This is a genomic window from Corynebacterium hesseae (genome assembly GCF_037850265.1).
Taxonomy (GTDB): Bacteria; Actinomycetota; Actinomycetes; order Mycobacteriales; family Mycobacteriaceae; genus Corynebacterium; species Corynebacterium hesseae.
Window position 1 is genome coordinate 2,129,168 of record NZ_CP137211.1, and the last position, 19,982, is coordinate 2,149,149.

Here is a 19,982-nt window from a genome sequence, read left to right on the forward strand (position 1 = left end):
TTAGTCTAGCGCGTTGAGTGTCGACTGCAGCCAAACGCGAGAGCGCATGAGCAGGCGCTTTGCCGCCGCGGTATGGGGAGCCCACAACTCGAAGGCATGCACGCCGCCTTCTACAACCTCGCACTGTGTTGGCACACCAGCAGTTTTCAGGCGCTCGGCGTAATCCATAATCTCGCCGTAGAAAAGCTCGCTGCTACCCGCGTAGAGCCACGCCGGCGGTAGCCCCGACAGATCCGTGCGGCGGCCGGGCACGGCATAGGGTGCTTCCGGGTTGCCATCGACGTAGAAGCGCCACGCCTGCGCGTTGGAATCTGCGTCCCAGATGGGGTTGCGGTCGGTGAATGCTGTGCGGTCATCGAGCATCGGGCAAAACAACCACTGCCCCGCTGGTTGAACCCCGCCTTCATCGTGGAGGCGCTGGCACAACGCGGCAGCCAGCCCTCCCCCGGCGCTTTGGCCGGCGATGACAATCCGATCCGGACTAATTCCCAGCTCCTCCGCGTGCGTGAGGAGCCAGTGGTGGGCCGAGTGGACGTCGTCAAGCGCGGCCGGATAGGGATTTTCCGGGGCGAAGCGGTAGTGCGGCGCGACGACGGTGACTCCAACCTCTGCGGCGGTCTCCTTGAGGTGCTTGACGTCCTGGCGCGGATGTCCCATGAGCAGACCGCCCCCGTGGATCCACAGCACCGCGCCGCGCGGGTTCTCCGGGCTATAGATGGTCGCGTGGATTTCGGTGTTCTTCACCCGCCGCGTGCGCACGCCCTGGATTAAAGGTGCCGGCCACAGCGCTGGCACGATGCGCCCGGCACGGCGGATGAGCGGATTAGTCGGATCGAAAAGCGACATGAACGCCGCGCCTGCGCGCAGCTCGGGCCGGATATACACCGCAGCGACCTACTTCTCAGTCAGGTGCTGCGTGGTGAGGTAACCGCGCTCCATGCGGGCGACGATCACCGAGCGCATATACGCCGCCAGAGCCCAAAGAAGGGCGAAGATGATGAAGATCGTGGCCACGGACCAGTGGACCATGAAACCAAGAACAATGCCGATGACGTGGAACACGATCAATACCCCGACGACCCAGGACTTGTTCATGAACGGGAAGGACGCTAACAACAGCACCATAAATCCGATGACCACGCCATAGTTGAACGGGGTCCACAGGGTGCCGTCATACAGCTTGTACAGCATCGGCAGCGCCAAAACCAAGGTGATGAGTTCCAGCGTGAGGGAACTGGCCACCACCATGCCACCGAATTGCTTGAGGGGATCCTTGGCCGGCGCTTGGCCTAGTCCGAGCGGGCCGATCTCCTCCTCGGGGACGGGTTTGCGGGGGCTCATGCGGGCTCCTTTCCAAAGAGTGCGCGGGCGTCACCTGCCGTGACCACCGAGCCAGTAATCACGATGCCGGAACCGGACTGCACATCGGCCTCCTCCGCCAATTCCACGGCTTGGGTATAGGCGCTGGGCAGCTCGGGTTCGACATACACGCGCTCCTCACCGAAGATGTCGCGGGCGAGCTCCGCTAGCTCGTAGGCATCGCGGGCGCGCGGCGAGGTGTTCTGAGTAATCACGACTTCCGTGAGAACGGATTCCAGGGCCGTGAGGATGCCGGCGGCGTCCTTGTCGGCGAAGATGGACACCACGCCGATGAGGCGGGCGAAGTCGAAGTCGCGGTCGAGCGCTGCGGCTAGGGCCTTAGCGCCGTGCGGGTTGTGGCAGGCGTCCAAGAAGGTCGTGGGGCTGGTGCGCACGCGCTCCAAGCGTCCGGGGGAAACGGCCTTGGCAAAGCCGGTGCGCACGGAGGCGATATCGAGCTGATTGCCTGACGACGCCCCGAAGAAAGCCTCCACCGCCGCCAAGGCGACGGCCGCGTTCTTGGCTTGGTGCTCGCCGTGCAGCGGCAGGAAGATGTCCTCATAGAGGCCGCCGAGACCTTGGATGGTGAGCTGCTGGCCGCCGACGGCAATGCGGGATTCCAGCGCGGCGAACTCGGAGCCCGCGCGCGCTACGCCGGCGCCGACGTCGACGGTGCGCTGCAGCAGCACACGCATGGCCTCCGGCTCCTGCTCGGCGATGATAGCGATGTTCTCCCCCGGCGTGAGCACGTCGTCGGCATCGTGCTCGCGGGCTTTGATGATGCCGGCCTTTTCACCGGCGATCTCGGTGATGGTGTCACCGAGGTAATCCGTGTGGTCGAGACCCACCGGCATGACCACGGCTACCTCCGCGTTGACCACGTTCGTGGCATCCCACGTGCCGCCAAGGCCAACCTCGACCACGGCGACGTCGATGGGCGCATCGGCGAAGGCCGCGTAGGAAATACCCACCAGCACCTCGAAGGTGGACATGGGGATGTCGGAGCGGGAATCCACCATTTCCACATAGGGCTTGATTTCGCGCCAAATGCGCACGAAGTCGCGCGGGTGGATGGGGTGGCCGTCGATGCCGATGCGCTCGGTGACTAGCTGCAGGTGCGGGCTGGTCACTAGGCCTACGCGGCGGTGGAAGGAGCGCAGCAGCGAATCGATCATGCGCGCGGTCGAGGACTTGCCGTTGGTGCCTGCAACCTGGATGACGTGGAAGGAACGCTCCGGGTTGCCCAAGAGATCCATGAGCATCTCGATGCGCTCGAGGCTGGGCTCAATGATAGTCTCCGGGGCACGCGCGTTGAGCTCCGCGGTCACCTGAGCCAGCTCCGCGAGCTCCTCCGGCGTGGCCTGCTCGGGCGCTGCCTCCTCGTAGTCATCCTCGCCGCCGAGGTTGAGCGTTAGGCCGGAGTCGGTGATTTCGACCGGCCCGCCATCGGTGCCCTCCGCGAGGGCATCGACGACCTCAAATTCCTCGCGGTCTTTCTCCCCCGCCACTACTTGAGCCCCTCCAGACGTGCGGTGATGCGCTCGACTTCTTCCTGAGCCACCTGCTGGCGCACGCGGATCTTCTCCACGACGGCCTCCGGCGCCTTGGACAGGAAGGCCTCGTTACCCAGCTTCTTGCCGGTCTGGTCCAGCTCCTTCTGGGCCTTGGCCAGATCCTTCTCCAGGCGCTTGCGCTCAGCGATGACGTCGACGGCGCCGGAGGTGTCCAGGGTGACCTCGACGGTGGCCTGGGACAGGCGCACCTCGATGGAGGCGGACGCGGTGAAGTCCTCACCCGGCTCGGTGGTGTTGGCCAGGTTGCGGATGAGCCCTTCCTGCTCCTGCAGGTCGGCCGCGGCGAAGTCGAGGCGGCCCGGGACCTTCTGCGAAGGCTTGACACCCTGATCGGAACGGAAGCGGCGCAGCTCAGTGATGAGCTTGTCTGCGTCCTGAATGCGGCGGGCGGCTACCTCGTCCTTCTCGGCGCCGCCGTTGGTGTGCTCCTGGGTAGGCCACTGCGCGGTGACGATGGTCTCCCCACCGGTCAGGGCCTTCCACAGGACCTCGGTGACAAACGGCATCGTCGGGTGCAGCAAACGCAGAACCAGATCAAGAACGCGGCCCAGAACGATCTGGGTCGTACGTCCGGTAGCCTGCTCCTCGGCGCTCGCCCCATCGAAGTCACGCGGGATCTGGGTCTTGGCAATCTCCAGGTACCAGTCACACAGCTCATCCCACACGAAGTGGTAGAGCAGCTCGTTAGCCTTGGCAAACTGGTAATCATCCAGGTAGGCGTCCACCTTGGCGCGGACCTCTTCGGAGCGGTCGAGGATCCAGCGGTCGGCGTCGGTCAGCGCGTCGCGTGCCGGCAGCTCAGCCACGCCCGCGCCGTTCATGAGCGCGAACTTGGTGGCGTTGAAGAGCTTGGTCGCAAAGTTGCGGCCGGCAGCGGCGGCATCGACAGCCAGCGGCAGGTCCACGCCCGGGTTCGCGCCGCGGGCCAGGGTGAAGCGCAGTGCGTCCGCGCCATAGTCGCGCACCCAATCCATCGGGTCGATGCCGTTGCCCAAGGACTTCGACATCTTGCGGCCCTGCTCATCGCGCACCAGGCCGTGCAGGTAGATATCCGTGAACGGAACCTGCGGGCGGCCGTCCTTGCCCTCACCGAGCAGCTCCGGGGTGTGGGCGCCGGCGAAGGTGCCGAACATCATCATGCGGGCGACCCAGAAGAAGAGGATGTCATAGGCGGTGACCAACACGTTCGTGGGGAAGAACTTCTCCAGATCGGCGGTCTTTTCCGGCCAGCCCATCGTGGAGAAAGGCCACAGCGCAGAGGAGAACCAGGTATCCAGAACGTCCGGGTCCTGAACGTAGCCTTCTGGGGCTTCCTCGTCGGGGCCGACGCAGATAATGTCGCGCTGGCCGTCCTCGCCCTCCGGGCCGTACCAGATCGGGATGCGGTGGCCCCACCACAGCTGGCGGGAGATGCACCAATCGTGCATGTCATCGACCCACTCGAAGTAGCGCGGCTCCAGGGACTTCGGGTGGATGGTGGTATCGCCCTCGCGGACGGCATCACCGGACATCTTCGCCATCTTCTCCACGGCCACGAACCACTGCAGGCTCAGGCGCGGCTCGATGGGCTCGCCGGAGCGCTCCGAGTGGCCCACGGAGTGGACGTAGGGGCGAATCTCCTTGACAATGCGGCCCTGCTCGCGCAGCGCCTCACGGATCTCCACGCGAGCTTCCTCGCGGGTCAGGCCGTCGAACTTCGTTCCGGTGTTCGCGATGTGGCCGGTGGTGTCCATGATCGTGGGCATGTCCAGGTCGTGGCGCAGGCCCATGGCGTAGTCATTCGGATCGTGCGCCGGGGTGATCTTCACGGCACCGGTACCGAATTCCATGTCCACATAATCATCGGCGATGATCTTCAGGCTCAAATCATCGCGGAAGGGGTGCGGCAGCTCCTTACCCACCAGGTGGGCGTAGCGCTCGTCGTCGGGGTGGACGGCGATGGCGACGTCACCCAGCATGGTTTCCACACGGGTGGTGGCAACGATGAGGTGCGGTTCGTCGTCGTTCAGCGAACCATAACGAATGGACACGAGCTCGCCCTCGACGTCCTTGTACACGACCTCGATATCGGACACCGCAGTCTCCAGCACCGGGGACCAGTTGACCAGACGGTTAGCCTGGTAGATCATGCCCTCGTCGTAGAGGGTCTTGAAGATGGTCTGCACGGCGCGGGAGAGGCCATCATCCAGGGTGAAGCGCTCGCGGGACCAGTCCACCGAGTCACCGATGGCGCGCATCTGGTTCTGGATGGTGCCGCCGAATTCTTCCTTCCACTCCCAGACCTTGTTGATAAATTCCTCGCGCTCATAGTCCCAGCGCTTCTTGCCCTCCTGCTCACGCAGGCGGGCCTCCACCTTGGTCTGGGTAGCGATACCGGCGTGGTCAGCGCCCGGCAGCCACAGGGTGGCATAACCCTGCATGCGCTTGCGGCGAATGATGGAGTCGATCAGAGTGTGGTCCAGGGCGTGGCCCATGTGCAGCTGGCCGGTGACGTTCGGCGGCGGCAGCACGATGGAATAAGGCTCCGCCTCCGAGGACGCATCCGGGGTGAAGTAACCGGCGCTTACCCAGCCTTCGTAGAGGTCTTTTTCTACTGCCTGCGGCTCCCAGGACTTGGGAAGCTGGTCCGCGCGGTTGGTGCCAACGAGTTGCTCTTTATTCTGATCAGTCACCTGGCCAACTCTACCCTGTGCGTCAACTGGCACCAGCGCCGTGTCTAGAGTAAGGGCATGTCTCACAACCCTGGCCACCGCGCCCGCCTCCGCACCCGCCATTTCGCCCGCTCTAAAGAAAACTCTCAGGCCTTCGCGTGCCTGACGAGCTATGACTGCATGACCGCCGAAATCTTCGATGAAGCCGGGGTAGATCTCCTGCTCGTCGGCGATTCCCTGGCCAACGTGGTCCTGGGCCGCGAAACCACGCTCTCGCTCACCCTGGATGAGATGATCCCCCTCGCCCGCGCGGTGGTTGCATCGACCTCCCGTGCCTTCGTGGTGGTGGACCTTCCCTTTGGCTCCTATGAGGACGGCCCCTCCCAGGCACTCGAGACCGCGGTGCGCGTCATGAAGGAAACCGGCGCGCAGGCCGTGAAACTGGAGGGCGGTGCGGAGCGCGCACCGATTGTTGCCGCGCTTGTCGCCGCCGGCATCCCCGTCTGCGCCCACATTGGCTTTACGCCCCAGCAAGTCCACGCCTTGGGTGGCTTCGTAGTCCAAGGCCGGGGTGCCGGTGCGGAGAAGCTTCACGACGACGCCCGCGCCCTCGCCGAGGCCGGCGCCTTCGCCGTGGTGCTGGAGATGGTCCCGGCAGCCCTTGCTGAGCAGGTGACCAAGGAGCTGCCTATCCCCACCATTGGCATCGGCGCCGGCGCGCAGACCGACGGTCAGATTCTGGTGTGGACCGATGCCTTCGGCCTGGGCGGGCCCAAGGCGCCGCGATTTGTGCGCCGCTACGCGAATCTGCGCGGCGCACTGCTGGAGGGCGCGAAGGAGTACGTGTCCGATGTGAACGAACGCTCCTTCCCCAACGCCGAGGAGTCCTTCGAGGACTAAGGTCTTAAGCCATGCAGATCCTCACAACTAAATCCGAACTCCGTGCCTTCCGCGCGGCAACGTCCGGCTCCGTGGGCTTGGTACCCACGATGGGCGCGCTTCACGACGGCCACGCTTCCCTCATTCGCCGCGCCCGCGAAGACAACGACACCGTGGTGTGCTCGGTCTTTGTCAACCCCCTCCAGTTCACGGACCTGGGCGATTGCGAAGACTACCGCGCCTACCCGCGCACCCTCGACGCGGATGCCGCGCTGCTGGACTCGTTGGGAGTCGATGCGGTCTTCGCCCCCAGCGTGGAGGAAATGTACCCGGGCGGTACCCCGCGGGTGTGGGTGCGCACGGGTGAGATGGGCTCGGTCTTGGAAGGTGCCTCGCGCCCCGGCCACTTCGATGGCGTGGCCACCGTGGTGAGCAAGCTGTTTCACCTTGTCGCACCGGACCGCGCTTATTTTGGGCAAAAGGATGCGCAGCAAGTAGCCATCATCCGTCGCCTGGTGGCGGACCTCGATGTGCCGCTGGACATCATCAGCGTGCCCATCGTGCGCGCAACGGACGGCGTGGCCGAGTCCAGCCGCAATGCACGCCTCAGTGCCGCCGAGCGTGAGCAGGCGGTCGCCCTATCCCAGGCGCTCTTCGCGCTGCAGGATGGCGCCTCGCTCAAAGAAGCCGAGGCCCAGCTCGCCACCTCCCCCGGCGTGACGGTGGATTACCTCACCGTGGTGGACCCAGCCACGCTCGAGCCCGTAGATACACAACACCGGCCCGCCTTGGCGCTGGTTGCAGCGCAGGTGGGGCCGGTGCGACTCATCGATAACTTGGTGCTGGAGGCTTAGCCCTTCAGCAGGTGGGCTACGGCCTCGCGCTCCTCACGCAGCTCCTGCACGGAGGCCTCGATGCGCTCCTTCTGGAAGTCACTAAGCTCCAGGCCTTGGACGATTTCCCACTTTCCGTCGCGGGAGACGGTGGGGAAACCTGCGACGAGCCCCTCGTCCACGCCATAGGAACCATCCGAAACGATGGCGGCGGTGCGCCAATCCTCGGTGCCATGGATCCAATCGTGCATGTGATCCACCGCGGCGGATGCTGCGGAGGCTGCCGAGGAGCGGCCACGCACGGCGATGATCTCGGCGCCGCGCTTGGCCACCTTCGGAATCATCTCCTCCTTGTACCAGGTCTCATCTACCTCGGCGTTGGAGTAGGTCAGGTCCGGGAACTGGGAGGCGGAGTGGTTGCCCCAAACGGCAACCTTGGTCAGCTCCGCGGTGGGCACGCCCGTCTTGAGGGACACCTGGCTCAGCGTGCGGTTGTGGTCCAGACGCATGAGCGCGCTGAACTGGCTCGGGTCCAGGTCCGGAGCGCTGTTCGCGGCGATATAGGCGTTGGTGTTGGCCGGGTTGCCCACGACGAGGACGCGAACGTCGCGTGCGGCGACGGCGTTCAGCGCCTTGCCCTGCACAGTGAAGATAGCGCCGTTAGCCTCCAACAGGTCAGCGCGCTCCATACCCTTGGTGCGCGGGCGGGAGCCCACGAGGAAAGCGGCCTTGGTGTCCTTGAAGGCCACCTCCGGATCATCGGTGACGGTAATGCCGCGAAGGAGCGGGAAGGCGGAGTCATTAAGTTCCATGGCCACGCCCTCAGCGGCACCAACGGCGTCCGGGATTTCCAGCAATGCGAGTTCAACTGGAGTGTCCTTGCCATAGACATCGCCGGCAGCGATGCGCCACAGCAGGGAGTACGCGATGTTGCCGGCGGCGCCGGTCACGGTGATCTTGACGGGTTGAGAAGCAGTCATGTGTGAATCCTTTCGGCTGGGTACTCACTTCCCCACCCTAGTCCCGTTTTTCGCCCCCATGGGGTGTGATTTTACCCCCGAAAGATGCGAGTTCTTTGCACTTGAACTCCATGGCCGTCTTTTTTCGGCATAGTGGACAACTGTACGCATATTCATCGACTAGACGGGACTTTCCATGAGCACTGAGACTGCAACGGTCGACTCCGGCTCTGTTGAGCACGTGATCGATGTTGCGATAGCGCAGTTTTCTGAGCACGGTTATGCCGATACCAAGCTCGAAACCGTGTCGAAGCTGTCTGGAATGTCCAAGCGCATGATCCATTACTACTTCGGGGATAAAAAGGGCCTCTACCAGCAGGCATTGGCTGCAGCTGCCCAGCGGCTCAACCCTCCGGAGGGCAGCTTGGAAATCAATTCCGCGGTCCCGGTAGAGGGCGTGCGCACTTTGGTGGACTGGATGTTCCGCCAGCACGTGGACAACCCGGAGGCCATCCGGATGCTGACGATGGAGTCCTCTCACAGTGTGCTGGAGTCCTCGCACGCGCTTGTCGACGTTTCAGCGATCTCCCTCCACCTCGACAGGCTGCTTATGCTGGGCCAAGATTCCGGCGCCTTCCGCCCGGGCATTTCTGCGAACGATATCTTCACTCTGATTTCGGCGCTGACGATGTACCGGGTGACAAATCACGCGATGATGAGCAATCTGCTCGACATCGATATGCACACCCACAACAACACCGAGGGTCTGCACCGCATGGCCGTCGATGCCGTGCTGGCCTTCCTCACGGCGAACATCCCCGACATTGGCTTTGAGTCCTACCTCAAGCAGAACGAGACCGAGCTGGAAGCCGAATCCGCGCCCTTGGACGTCTACTCCACCGAGGACGAAGGCGACGTGTCCCGGGACCTCTACGAGTAGAACCCTCTTCCCAGCACCGGGCGAGCAATAAAACCACAGTAAAGGAACCATTTACCCGCCGGCCCGTGCATAATCCCAGGTCACGATCTCGCGCCATAGCTAAATGGTCCCACTCATCTGGTTCCTTTGCCCCCCCAGCACGAAGATGGCATCTGACAGACGGCGTTTTTAGGCCTGAAAACGCCTTTTAGACAGCGCAAGAGGCATCTTCAGCCGTGAAGATGCCTTTTATAAGATGCCGTTTAGGCGGATTCCTTCGCCTCATCCGAGTACACGAACTCCGGCTCGCCGCCGTCAGTCACGCAGTCCTGCGTGATGTGGACGCTGGCAATGTCCTCGCGGTCCGGAAGGTCATACATGATGGGAACGAGCAGCTCCTCCATGATGGCGCGTAGGCCGCGGGCACCGGTCTTGCGCTCGAGTGCTAGCTCGGCAATTGCCTCCAGCGCCGCATCCTCGAAGTGCAGCTCCGCACCATCCATACTGAACAGGCGCTGGTACTGCTTGACCAGGGAGTTCTTCGGTTCCACCAATACCTTAACCAGCGATTCGCGGTCCAGGTTGTCCACCGTGGCAACCACCGGAAGGCGGCCGATGAATTCCGGGATGAGGCCGAACTTCACCAGGTCCTCTGGGCGCACCTGGGAGAAGAAGTCGACGGACTCCTTCTCGTCCTTGCTCTCCAGCTTGGCGCCGAATCCCACGCCCTTCTTGCCCACGCGCTCCGAAATCACCTTGTCCAAGCCCGCGAAAGCACCGGCCACGATGAAGAGGATGTTCGTGGTATCCAGCTGGATGAACTCCTGGTTCGGGTGCTTACGTCCGCCCTGCGGCGGGATGGCCGCCACGGTTCCCTCGAGGATCTTCAACAGCGCCTGCTGCACGCCCTCACCGGACACATCGCGGGTAATCGAGGGGTTCTCCGACTTGCGGGAGATCTTATCCACCTCATCGACGTAAATGATGCCGTGCTGCGCGCGCTCCACATCAAAGTCCGCAGCCTGCAGCAGCTTGAGCAGGATGTTCTCAACGTCCTCGCCCACGTAACCGGCCTCGGTCAGGCTCGTGGCATCCGCGATCGCAAAGGGCACATCGAGCAAACGTGCCAGGGTCTGCGCCAGGTAGGTCTTGCCGGAGCCCGTCGGGCCCAGCATCAGGATGTTGGATTTGGCAATCTCCACTTCTTCATCCTGAGTCTTCTTCCGACGGCCTTCCAAGCCCGCGGCTTCCTCAGCCTTGATGCGCTTGTAGTGGTTGTACACAGCCACCGACAACACACGCTTGGCCTGGTCTTGGCCGATGACATACTTATCCAGAAAAGCCGAAATCTCCGAAGGACGCGGAAGGCGCATTTCCTTCTCTTCGTCCGCCTCAGCCTGAGCCGCGCCGAGCTCCTCTTCGATGATTTCGTTGCAGAGCTCGATGCACTCGTCACAGATGTAGACGCCGCCGCCGGCGATAAGCTTCTTCACCTGCTTCTGACTCTTTCCACAGAAGGAACACTTGAGCAGGTCAGCGCTTTCTTGCATACGTGCCATGAAGGCCTTTCAACTCTTTTCTCTGGGGTTGGGTGGAGCGATTTTACCGCAGTCCATTCCACTCTAGTAAACCACCCAGACCCGAGCGCTATTCCTCGCGCGGCGGCGCGCCACTGAATTTAAAACGGCAGTTAATGGACATAGACAGAGCGGTTCACTAACTTACATCGAAACCTCTCCATCAGCAGAAAGACTTTCATGGACATCCGCGAACTCATCGACCGCTCCCCCATGGGCGCGCGCCAGTGGCTCATCATCGCCATCGCCCTCTTCCTCAACGCTCTCGACGGCTACGACATGGTGGCCATGGCCTTCGGCGCCGGACCTGTCAGCGAAGAGTTCGCCTTGTCCAATTCCTCCCTAGGCTGGCTCCTCTCCGCCGCGCTTATCGGTATCGGCCTCGGTTCCTTCTTCCTTGCCCCGCTAGCTGACCGCCTCGGGCGCACCACACTGATTACCGTCTCACTCATCATCGACCTCGTCGGCCTCGTTCTCACCGCCCTCGCGCCAACGTTTAGCCTTCTCCTCTTCTTCCGCCTCATCACCGGCATTGGCGTCGGCGGCGTCCTCGTCTGCGTCACCGTCCTCGTCAGCGAGTATTCCAACCTGCGCTTCCGCGGACTGGCCGTCGCCATTTATGCCTCCGGCTACGGCCTTGGTGCATCCTTCTGCGGTGTTATCGCATCAACCTTCGATAGCTGGCAACCCATCTTCTGGGTCGGCGCAACGCTCACCGTCGTGGCCCTTATCCTCACGGTTGCTGTCGTCCCCGAGTCCGCCGACTTCCTCGCCGCCCGCGGCCGCATGGACGCCGTGCGCACCATCACCGCCAAGCTCGGCCTCAAGAGCGAGGTCAGCGTCCGCCCCCGCACCACCCACAAGGCGTCCTACAAGGACCTCATCTCCCCACAGTTCCTGCGCACCTCCATCAAGCTCTGGCTGGCATTCAGCTTCATCATGTTTGCTTACAACTTCACCTCACAGTGGACCCCGAAGCTACTTACCGCCGAGGGCCTGACTGCTCAACAAGGCATCATCGGCGGCATCATGCTCTCCTTCGGCGGGGCTATCGGCGCCATCCTCTTCGGCCTATTCACCACGCGCATCGACGCCCGCCCGCTGCTCATCGCCTTCTGTCTTGTCTCCTCCGTCGTCCTCGTCGGCTTCATCAACTCCACCGCCGTGCCCCCCCTCATGTTCGCCCTCGGTGTCGGCGTAGGCCTTAGCCTCAACGCCTGCATTTCCGGCCTCTATACCGTCACCCCGGAGGTCTACCCTTCCGCACTGCGCACCACGGGAACGGGCGCCGCCATCGGCATCGCCCGCGTCGGCGCCACCCTCGCGCCTATCCTGGCCGGCTACCTCCTCGAAACAGGCTGGACCCCGACGGGCCTCTACACCCTCGCTGGTGTTACCGCGGTGCTGGCCGCGCTCTCCCTCATCGGCGTGCGTGCCTACACGGCGACCACAAAGCACAGCACGCCACAACCGGTAGCGGCCTAGGCTGGGGCTCAGAGCCACCCTCAACCGCTAAGGAGCTTCACATGTTCGATCTTCAGGACCAGGTTGCCATCGTCACCGGCGGTGCCGCCGGCATCGGCCGCGGTATCGTCAGTGCCCTGCGCGAGGCCGGCGCGACCGTCATCATCGCTGACCTCAACGAAGAAGCCGCACACAAAACCGCCGAAGAACTCGGCGCGGACGCCCTGCTTGTCGACGTCACCTCGCGCGACTCCGTCCGCACCCTTTATGGGGACGTCGTCAAGCGCTATGGCCGCATCGACATTGTCTGTTCCAACGCCGGTGTCTTCCCCAACTGCCCGCTCGAGGACATGAGCGACGAGCAGTGGGACACCATGTTCGCCATCAACACGCACGGTACCTTCACCGTGGTGCAGGAGGCGCTGCCTTACATGAAGAAGGCGGGCTACGGGCGCATCGTCATCACGACGTCTATCACCGGCTCGCACACCGGTTACCCAGGCTGGGCGCACTACGGCGCTTCGAAGGCCGCGCAGCAGGGCTTCATGCGCTCCGCCGCCCTGGAAGTGGCGCGCGATGGCATCACCATCAATGGAGTTCTACCAGGCAACATCCTCACCGAGGGTTTGGAGGGCCAGGGTCAGGAGTACCTCGACCAGATGGCGCGCTCCATTCCCATGCACCGTTTAGGGTCCCCGCGCGATATCGGCAATGCCGCGGCCTTCCTCACCTCCCGCGAGGCAGGCTACATCACCGGCCAGACCCTCATTATCGACGGCGGCCAGATCCTCCCCGAGTCCCCCGAGGCCATCCTGCCGCCCTACGAAGCCTAGGCATGACCGAAGCCCCGCTATCTACTAGACAGCGGGGCTTTAAGCTTGCTCACTTAGGCGTTGAGCTTGCGGTAATCAAAGACGGTATCGATGAGACCGTATTCGACGGCTTCCTGCGCGGTGAGGATCTTGTCGCGGTCGGTATCGATGCGCACCTGCTCTGCGGTGCGGCCGGTGTGCTCGGCCAGGGTCTCTTCCATGAGGCGGCGCATGCGCTCGATCTCGTTGGCCTCGATCTCAAGGTCAGAGACCTGGCCCTGCGTGCCCTGCGTGCGCGGCTGGTGAATCAGCACGCGAGAGTTCGGCAGAGCGGCGCGCTTACCCGGGGCGCCAGCGGCCAACAAGACGGCTGCTGCGGACGCGGCTTGGCCCAAGCAGACGGTTTGCACGTCCGGGCGAACGTAGCGCATGGTGTCGTAGATAGCCATCAGCGCGGTGAAGGAGCCACCCGGGGAGTTGATGTACATCGTAATGTCGCGATCCGGATCCTGGGATTCCAGGACCAGCAGCTGCGCCATGATGTCGTTGGCGGAGGTGTCATCGACCTGGGTGCCCAGGAAGATGATGCGCTCTTCAAAGAGCTTGGAATACGGGTTGGTGGTCTTCGATCCCTGTGCGTTCTGCTCAATGAACTCCGGCAGAACGTAGCGGGAAGAAGGCATCTGAAGGTTCGACATAGTGATAAAGCTCCTTGTTCCCTAGTTGGTGATAGGACCGTTGACGGACTCGATGACGTGGTCGACGATGCCGTATTCCTTGGCCTGCTGGGCGGTAAACCAGCGGTCGCGGTCCGAATCCTTGGTGATTTGCTCGAAGGTCTGGCCAGTGTGCTCAGCGATGAGCTCAGCCATCTCACGCTTGGTCTGCGCGAACTGCTCAGCCTGGATGGCGATATCTGCAGCGGTACCACCCACACCAGCGGAAGGCTGGTGCATCATGATGCGGGCGTGCGGCAGCGCGTAGCGCTTGCCCTTGGTGCCACCAGACAGGAGGAACTGGCCCATCGAAGCAGCCAGGCCCATGCCATAGGTAGCCACATCGCACGGCGAGTACTTCATCGTGTCGTAGATTGCCATGCCCGCGGTAACGGAGCCACCCGGCGAGTTGATATAAAGCGAAATATCGCGCGTGGGGTCCTCTGCAGACAGCAGGAGGATCTGGGCGCACAGTTTGTTGGCAATCTCATCATCCACCTGGGTTCCCAGGAAGATAATGCGCTCGCGCAGCAGGCGCTCATACACGCTATCGCTCAGATTCATACCCGTAGACGACGAGTTCATTGAAATCTTCTCAGACATGAATGGTTCTCCTTCAAGTGAAGAATGCTTTAACTGGCCCCACCTTACCGGCATTCCTCTCAAACTTGGCCTCTGTTCGCTATGAGCGTTGGGGCGCAGCACCAAAGGCGCATACGGAAGCTGGGTTAACATTTGCTCATGTCTGTTTCCGAGCTATCCACCAGTACCCAGAACTATTTGAAAGCAATCTGGGGGCTAAAGGAATGGTCGTCCGAGCCCGTTACCGCCACACTTATAGCGAAACAGTTGGGACTCAAGCTCTCCTCGGTTTCCGATGCAGTGCGCAAAATGTCGAAGCAAGGACTCGTGTCACACACGCCCTATGGCTCTGTGGAGTTAACCGAACTTGGCAGGCAGTACGCATTGGTCATGGTGCGCCGCCACCGATTGCTTGAGTCTTTTTTGGTTCAAGCGTTGGACTACACGTGGGACGAAGTCCATAATGAAGCCGAAAATCTCGAACACGCGGTGTCCGACATGCTCATAGAACGTGTGGATAAGTTCCTTGATTACCCCACTAGGGATCCACACGGCGATCCTATCCCTACGGTTGATGGACAGATCACAATCCCCAGTGCGCACCGTCTCACCGACAGCGGTGCACAATCGCAGGTGACCGTGGAACGCATTTCTGATTCCGACCCACAACTGCTGAAGTTCCTTGAAGAGCGCGGCATTGTCACTGGGGCTGTTCTTAGCACGCGCGAGGGAGCGCCCTTTTCAGACTCTCTCGAAATACAGGTGGCCGGCAGCACTCAGTGGGTAGTACTTGGACGCCCAGCTACCGACGCAGTGTTTGTAGCACACCACAGCCTTTAGACCTTCCCCTTTGTTTTAATCCTGCCCTCACCTGCCCTTTTCAAAACTACGTTAGGCCGTAGTTGCAACTACGGCATTGCGTAGTTAGTCTTTTCGAATATCACCTATCCCACTTATGGCTAAGGCCAGGATGAGCAGGATTGCCATGTCAGACTCACCAGATTTGGTGTACTTTTCCAGCGTTTCAGAAAACACAAAAAGATTCGTTGAACGCTTAGATAGACCCGCGGTGCGCATTCCACTGCGCCCCAAGAAAACCGGGATGATCCAGGTTTCACACCCGTACGTACTCATCGTTCCCACCTACGGCGGAGGCTCGCTCAAACGCGCAGTCCCCAAACAGGTCATCGACTTCCTCAATGACCCAATCAACCGCTCCTTTATCCGGGGCGTTATTACCTCAGGGAATACCAACTTCGGAAGTGCTTACTGCGTCGCCGGACGCATCATTTCCGCCAAGTGCCACGTACCGGAGCTGTATCACTTCGAGCTTCTCGGCACACAGAAGGACATCGCCGCCGTAAAGCAGGGCCTTCAGAAGTTTTGGGAGCAGCAAAAGCAGCTAACGATGACACCCCATTAATCCCCCGCAAGATGAAGAACCCATCCGCATCACACAGATTGGAAGACACAATGTGGCCTCTCGATGCCACCCCCACACAACCTCATGGCACTACGCTCCGCACCGCTTCAGCAGACAATGCCGGCGGGGTCGGCAAGCGCAAGAGCTACCACGCACTCAACGCACAGCTGAACTTGTTCGACGCTTCTGGAAAAATCCAGTTTGACAAGGACATTCAGGCAGCACAAGACTATGTCACGCACCATGTCGCTCCCCGCATGCATCAGTTCGATTCCACCAAGCAACGCTTGGAATGGTTGGTTGATAACGAGTACTACGAGCGGGATTTCCTTGAGCTTTATGATGACGCCTTTCTGTGCGCCATGTATGACAGAGCTCATCGAGCTAAGCACCAATTCCGCACCTTCCTCGGCGCATTTAAATTCTTTACTTCATATGCACTGAAAACCTTTGATGGCTCCCGATTCCTAGAAGGCTACGAAGAACGCGTCGCCACCACAGCTTTATACCTTGCACAGGGCGACGAAGAGCTCGCAGAAAAGCTGGTGGATGACATCATGACCGGACGATTCCAGCCCGCCACCCCTACTTTTCTCAACGCAGGCAAAGCCCAGCGCGGCGAAATGGTCTCCTGCTTCCTCCTGCGAATCGAAGACAATTTGGAGAGCATTGGCCGCAGCGTGAACTCTGCACTGCAACTATCAAAGCGCGGTGGTGGAGTGGCCTTGTTGCTGAGCAATCTGCGCGAATCCGGAGCCCCGATCAAAAAGATAGAGAACCAGGCTTCCGGCGTAGTCCCAGTCATGAAGATTCTCGAAGATAGCTTCAGCTATGCCAACCAATTGGGCGCCCGGCAGGGCGCTGGAGCCGTCTACCTGCATGCGCACCATCCAGATATTCTTCGCTTCCTGGATACCAAGCGGGAAAATGCCGATGAGAAAGTCCGCATCAAGACTCTTTCGCTGGGGGTTGTTATTCCAGATATAACCTTCCGTCTGGCCAAAGAGAACAAAGATATGCATCTTTTTAGCCCGTATGACATCACTCGCGAGTACGGCGTAGCCATGTCTGACATGTCCATCACCGAGTACTACGACGAGTTGGTTGCCAATCCGCGAATTTCTCACACGACCATTAAGGCCCGCGAGTTTTTCACCACGCTGGCTGAGCTTCAGTTTGAATCCGGATACCCCTACATCCTCTTTGAGGATACGGTCAACCGCGCTAATCCCCTCAAAGGACATATCAATATGTCCAACCTGTGTAGTGAAATCCTCCAGGTCAACACGCCATCGACCTACGGAGCTTCGGGTGACTACACCACCGTTGGCCAGGATATTTCCTGCAATCTAGGTTCGCTCAACATTGCGAAGGCTTTTGAATCACCGGACTTTGGGGAGACCGTCGAAACCGCAGTGCGTGCCCTCACGAAGGTTTCAGACCTGACGAACATCGAAGCTGTTCCTTCCATCGCTCACGGAAATGCTTCCATGCATGCCATTGGTCTGGGCCAAATGAATCTGCACGGCTTCCTTGCTTCACAGCGTATTCCTTATGGCTGCGCCGAGGCACTGGACTTTACAAATATTTATTTCCTCACGGTGACCTACCATGCGCTCCGCGCATCCCATGCACTCGCGGTTGAAAAAGGTCAACGATTCACAGGCTTCGAAGAATCCACCTATGCCACTGGCGCCTACTTTGACAAATACATCGACCAAGACTGGGCGCCAGCCACTGAACACGTAAAACAGCTCTTCCACGAAGCAGGCGTACAGATCCCCCAACGCGAGGATTGGCTACGGCTCAAGAATCAAGTGATGCAAGATGGCATCTACAACGCCTACTTGCAGGCAGTTCCACCCACTGGATCAATTTCCTACATCAATGACTCCACCGCGTCCATCCACCCGATTGCCTCCAAGATTGAAATACGCAAGGAAGGCCGCTTGGGGCGCGTGTACTACCCCGCACCGGAAATGACCAACGACAACCTGGAGTATTTCGATGACTCCTACGCCGTGGGATACGAAAAAATCATCGACACCTACGCCATGGCCACCCAACACGTGGACCAAGGGCTTTCCCTGACCTTGTTCTTCACCGCTGATACCACCACGCGGGACATCAACAAGGCACAGATCTATGCCTGGAAAGCCGGAATCAAGACCCTCTACTACATCCGTTTACGCCAATCCGCGCTCCAAGGAACCGAGGTCGAAGGCTGCGTCTCCTGTGCTTTGTAGAAGCACGGTCCTCCCCTTGTCCACAACCATCCACTCAGAAAGAAAGAAGCTATGTCTTCAACATCGAACAGTGCTGAACTAACCAGCATTTCAGTTACACCGCCGAGCTACCGGCATGATCCTTCAGCCCGCATCCGCGCCATCAATTGGAACCGGGTGAGCGATGACAAGGATCTTGAAGTGTGGAACCGTCTCACCGCTAACTTTTGGTTGCCAGAGAAGGTCCCGCTTTCTAATGATCTCCCGGCATGGCAGAGGATGACACCCGAGGAACGCAACCTCACCATGCGGGTGTTCACGGGACTCACCACCCTGGATACTGTCCAGGCCACCGTGGGTGAAATCTGTCAGATTCAAGATGCCCGCACCGAACACGAGGAGGCCGTGTATACCAACATCGCCTTCATGCAGTCAGTCCATGCCCGTTCTTACTCTTCAGTGTTTTCTACCCTGAGCAGTACAAAGGAAATTGATGAAGCATACCGCTGGGCGGTGAATAATGACCTTCTCCAGGCACGCGCCAAGAAAGTGCTCGCGCACTATTTTGGGCCGGATCCACTCAAACGCAAGGTGTCATCGACGCTGCTTTCCTCGCTGCTTCTCTACGCGGGTTTCTATCTTCCCTTGCACTTTTCTGTCCACGCCACCCTGACAAATACGGCAGACATGATTCGCCTCATTCTGCGTGACAAGGCAGTGCACGGCTACTACTCGGGTTACAAGTATCAGCGCGGTCTGGAATCCACGACCCCGCTACGGCAGAAGGAAATGCATGATTTCACCATTTCTTTGCTCGAAGAGCTTTATGCACTAGAGCTGGACTATTCCGGCGAGCTATATGAGCCTTTGGGACTCATGGATGACGTAGCCGTGTTCGTTCGCTATAACGCCAACAAGGCACTCATGAATTTGGGCTACCCGGATTATTTCCCGCCCGAAGAAACGGAAGTGAACCCAGAAATCCTCGCCGCCCTAGCCCCCGGAGCAGATGAGAACCATGACTTCTTCTCTGGATCTGGTTCCTCCTATGTCATTGGTACTGCTGAAGAAACGAGTGATGATGACTGGGATTTCTAAACCTTTTCCGCGACCGGACCAAGGAAGCTGGCTTGAGACCATCGCGCTGTTTGAAGCCATCCGCGAAGGAAACCAACCCGCAGCCATGCGGCTTTTGAATACATCCGCCGCACGAGAGGCCGTCCTCGGGGGGCTTCTAGGGCTCATCGAGCTGTACTTCCGCCATGAAGAAGGAGACAAAGTAGATGGCTTCCTCACTGCCGCCCACGCTGCCGGCCCACCACCGGCCTTTGGCTGCAAGCCCTTTCTCCCCTGACCACGTCTCCCTACACCCAACTAAGAAAGAAGGTTTACCATGACCACCCCACGTATCAGCGTTATCGTCGGCAGCCTGCGGCGAGGGTCATTTACACGCAAGATTGCACACGAGGTGCTCACGATGATCCCTGAAGACTACGAGGCAAACATCGTGGAAATCCGTGACTTGCCGCTCTATGACTTCGACTACGATGACCCCGCCGTCACGGACAAGCCCACTCCGGCTGAGTACACCACTTTTCGCGAGTCCATCAAGAACTCGAGCGGGATCCTCTTCATTACGCCAGAGAACAACCGCACTATCCCCGCCTGCCTCAAAAACGCAGTGGACATCGGCTCTAAACCCAACTCAGATGTGGCGTGGAAGAACCTTCCCGCAGGTATCATTAGCCACTCTGTAGGCCGTATGGGCGGCTACAGTTCACAGAAGAACCTTCGCCTCGCCCTGTCCTACTTCGATATGCCGCTTCCGGGTCAGCCCGAAGTATTTCTGGGTCAATCCCCCACCCTTTTCGAAGAGTCCGGACATCTCAATGAACGCACCGCAGACTTTGTCAAGGATTACGTTATGCGCTTCCTGCAGCTAACCGACAAGGCCTTTAGAGCCACGAACGGCTAGCGGTATCCCCAGCCAACACCCATCACGCCCTCTA

General features: G+C 60.3%; 19 protein-coding genes. 11 read left to right on the forward strand and 8 right to left on the reverse strand.

From position 1 onward, the window contains the following. Genes R3O64_RS10040 through R3O64_RS10055 form a run of 4 tightly spaced genes read right to left on the reverse strand, consistent with a single transcriptional unit; the run spans nt 1 to nt 5,605 of the window. Entirely contained in the window at nt 1-846 is an 846-nt protein-coding gene (locus R3O64_RS10040; protein WP_339016837.1) for an alpha/beta hydrolase, read from the reverse strand. Between the two features lie 48 nt (nt 847-894). After that, nucleotides 895-1,341 carry a DUF4233 domain-containing protein gene (locus tag R3O64_RS10045; protein ID WP_339016838.1) on the reverse strand — a complete coding sequence of 149 codons (447 nt, stop codon included), beginning with the start codon at nt 1,339-1,341 and terminating at the stop codon, nt 895-897. Further along, on the reverse strand, nt 1,338-2,867 hold the full coding sequence (gene folC, locus R3O64_RS10050; RefSeq protein WP_339016839.1) for a bifunctional tetrahydrofolate synthase/dihydrofolate synthase: 1,530 nt from the start codon (nt 2,865-2,867) through the stop codon (nt 1,338-1,340). Before folC ends, R3O64_RS10045 begins: the two co-directional genes overlap by 4 nt. Then, on the reverse strand, nt 2,867-5,605 hold the full coding sequence (locus tag R3O64_RS10055) for a valine--tRNA ligase (protein ID WP_339016840.1): 2,739 nt from the start codon (nt 5,603-5,605) through the stop codon (nt 2,867-2,869). The genes folC and R3O64_RS10055 overlap by 1 nt, the downstream gene beginning before the upstream one ends. Before the next feature lie 57 nt (nt 5,606-5,662). Between R3O64_RS10055 and panB the strand changes: the two genes are divergently transcribed. Both panB and panC read left to right on the forward strand, forming a co-directional pair. After that, nucleotides 5,663-6,484 carry a 3-methyl-2-oxobutanoate hydroxymethyltransferase gene (gene panB, locus R3O64_RS10060; protein WP_269948562.1) on the forward strand — a complete coding sequence of 274 codons (822 nt, stop codon included), beginning with the start codon at nt 5,663-5,665 and terminating at the stop codon, nt 6,482-6,484. 11 nt (nt 6,485-6,495) lie between these two features. Further along, the gene (panC, locus tag R3O64_RS10065) at nt 6,496-7,317 is read left to right on the forward strand and encodes a pantoate--beta-alanine ligase (protein ID WP_070519469.1); all 822 of its coding nucleotides are present in this window, start codon (nt 6,496-6,498) and stop codon (nt 7,315-7,317) included. On the opposite strand, the gene R3O64_RS10070 is transcribed toward panC, so the two are convergent. After that, entirely contained in the window at nt 7,314-8,276 is a 963-nt protein-coding gene (locus tag R3O64_RS10070) for a malate dehydrogenase (RefSeq protein WP_070530427.1), read from the reverse strand. The two genes, panC and R3O64_RS10070, sit on opposite strands and share 4 nt — an antisense overlap. A gap of 175 nt (nt 8,277-8,451) precedes the next feature. On the opposite strand from R3O64_RS10070, the gene R3O64_RS10075 reads away from it, so the two are divergent. Then, a complete protein-coding gene (locus tag R3O64_RS10075) occupies nt 8,452-9,195 on the forward strand; it encodes a TetR/AcrR family transcriptional regulator (RefSeq protein ID WP_070519465.1) in 744 nt (247 codons plus the stop codon). A gap of 242 nt (nt 9,196-9,437) precedes the next feature. Here the strand turns inward: R3O64_RS10075 and clpX are convergent, their stop codons facing one another. Further along, on the reverse strand, nt 9,438-10,733 hold the full coding sequence (clpX, locus tag R3O64_RS10080; protein ID WP_070624520.1) for an ATP-dependent Clp protease ATP-binding subunit ClpX: 1,296 nt from the start codon (nt 10,731-10,733) through the stop codon (nt 9,438-9,440). A 198-nt stretch (nt 10,734-10,931) separates the two neighbouring features. On the opposite strand from clpX, the gene R3O64_RS10085 reads away from it, so the two are divergent. After that, nucleotides 10,932-12,236, forward strand: a complete 1,305-nt coding sequence (locus tag R3O64_RS10085; protein WP_339016841.1) for an MFS transporter — start codon at nt 10,932-10,934, stop codon at nt 12,234-12,236. Between the two features lie 41 nt (nt 12,237-12,277). Next, nucleotides 12,278-13,048, forward strand: a complete 771-nt coding sequence (gene fabG, locus R3O64_RS10090) for a 3-oxoacyl-ACP reductase FabG (RefSeq protein ID WP_070565114.1) — start codon at nt 12,278-12,280, stop codon at nt 13,046-13,048. A 53-nt stretch (nt 13,049-13,101) separates the two neighbouring features. Here fabG and R3O64_RS10095 read toward each other — a convergent pair whose 3' ends face one another. Together R3O64_RS10095 and R3O64_RS10100 are read right to left on the reverse strand one after the other, a co-directional pair. Further along, nucleotides 13,102-13,725 carry an ATP-dependent Clp protease proteolytic subunit gene (locus R3O64_RS10095; RefSeq protein WP_070447792.1) on the reverse strand — a complete coding sequence of 208 codons (624 nt, stop codon included), beginning with the start codon at nt 13,723-13,725 and terminating at the stop codon, nt 13,102-13,104. 21 nt (nt 13,726-13,746) lie between these two features. Beyond that, nucleotides 13,747-14,346 carry an ATP-dependent Clp protease proteolytic subunit gene (locus R3O64_RS10100; protein ID WP_010190917.1) on the reverse strand — a complete coding sequence of 200 codons (600 nt, stop codon included), beginning with the start codon at nt 14,344-14,346 and terminating at the stop codon, nt 13,747-13,749. A gap of 138 nt (nt 14,347-14,484) precedes the next feature. Between R3O64_RS10100 and R3O64_RS10105 the strand changes: the two genes are divergently transcribed. The 6 genes from R3O64_RS10105 (at nt 14,485) to R3O64_RS10130 (ending at nt 19,948) form a co-directional block, all read left to right on the forward strand. Continuing rightward, entirely contained in the window at nt 14,485-15,165 is a 681-nt protein-coding gene (locus R3O64_RS10105; RefSeq protein WP_339016842.1) for a metal-dependent transcriptional regulator, read from the forward strand. A 115-nt stretch (nt 15,166-15,280) separates the two neighbouring features. Then, nucleotides 15,281-15,748 (forward strand): class Ib ribonucleoside-diphosphate reductase assembly flavoprotein NrdI, encoded by a 468-nt coding sequence (gene nrdI, locus R3O64_RS10110; RefSeq protein WP_005324049.1) that lies wholly within the window; start codon nt 15,281-15,283, stop codon nt 15,746-15,748. Nucleotides 15,749-15,798: 50 nt separating this feature from the next. Continuing rightward, nucleotides 15,799-17,994, forward strand: a complete 2,196-nt coding sequence (gene nrdE, locus R3O64_RS10115) for a class 1b ribonucleoside-diphosphate reductase subunit alpha (protein ID WP_010190920.1) — start codon at nt 15,799-15,801, stop codon at nt 17,992-17,994. Nucleotides 17,995-18,045: 51 nt separating this feature from the next. Next, nucleotides 18,046-19,071: a class 1b ribonucleoside-diphosphate reductase subunit beta gene (nrdF, locus tag R3O64_RS10120; RefSeq protein WP_012715216.1), complete on the forward strand. Its 1,026-nt coding sequence runs from the start codon at nt 18,046-18,048 to the stop codon at nt 19,069-19,071. After that, nucleotides 19,052-19,327, forward strand: coding sequence for a hypothetical protein (locus R3O64_RS10125; RefSeq protein WP_070564615.1), 276 nt, complete (start codon nt 19,052-19,054; stop codon nt 19,325-19,327). The genes nrdF and R3O64_RS10125 overlap by 20 nt, the downstream gene beginning before the upstream one ends. 39 nt (nt 19,328-19,366) lie before the next feature. Next, complete coding sequence (locus R3O64_RS10130) at nt 19,367-19,948, forward strand: NADPH-dependent FMN reductase (RefSeq protein ID WP_070524650.1); 582 nt, start codon at nt 19,367-19,369, stop codon at nt 19,946-19,948. Nucleotides 19,949-19,982: the final 34 nt, after the last annotated feature.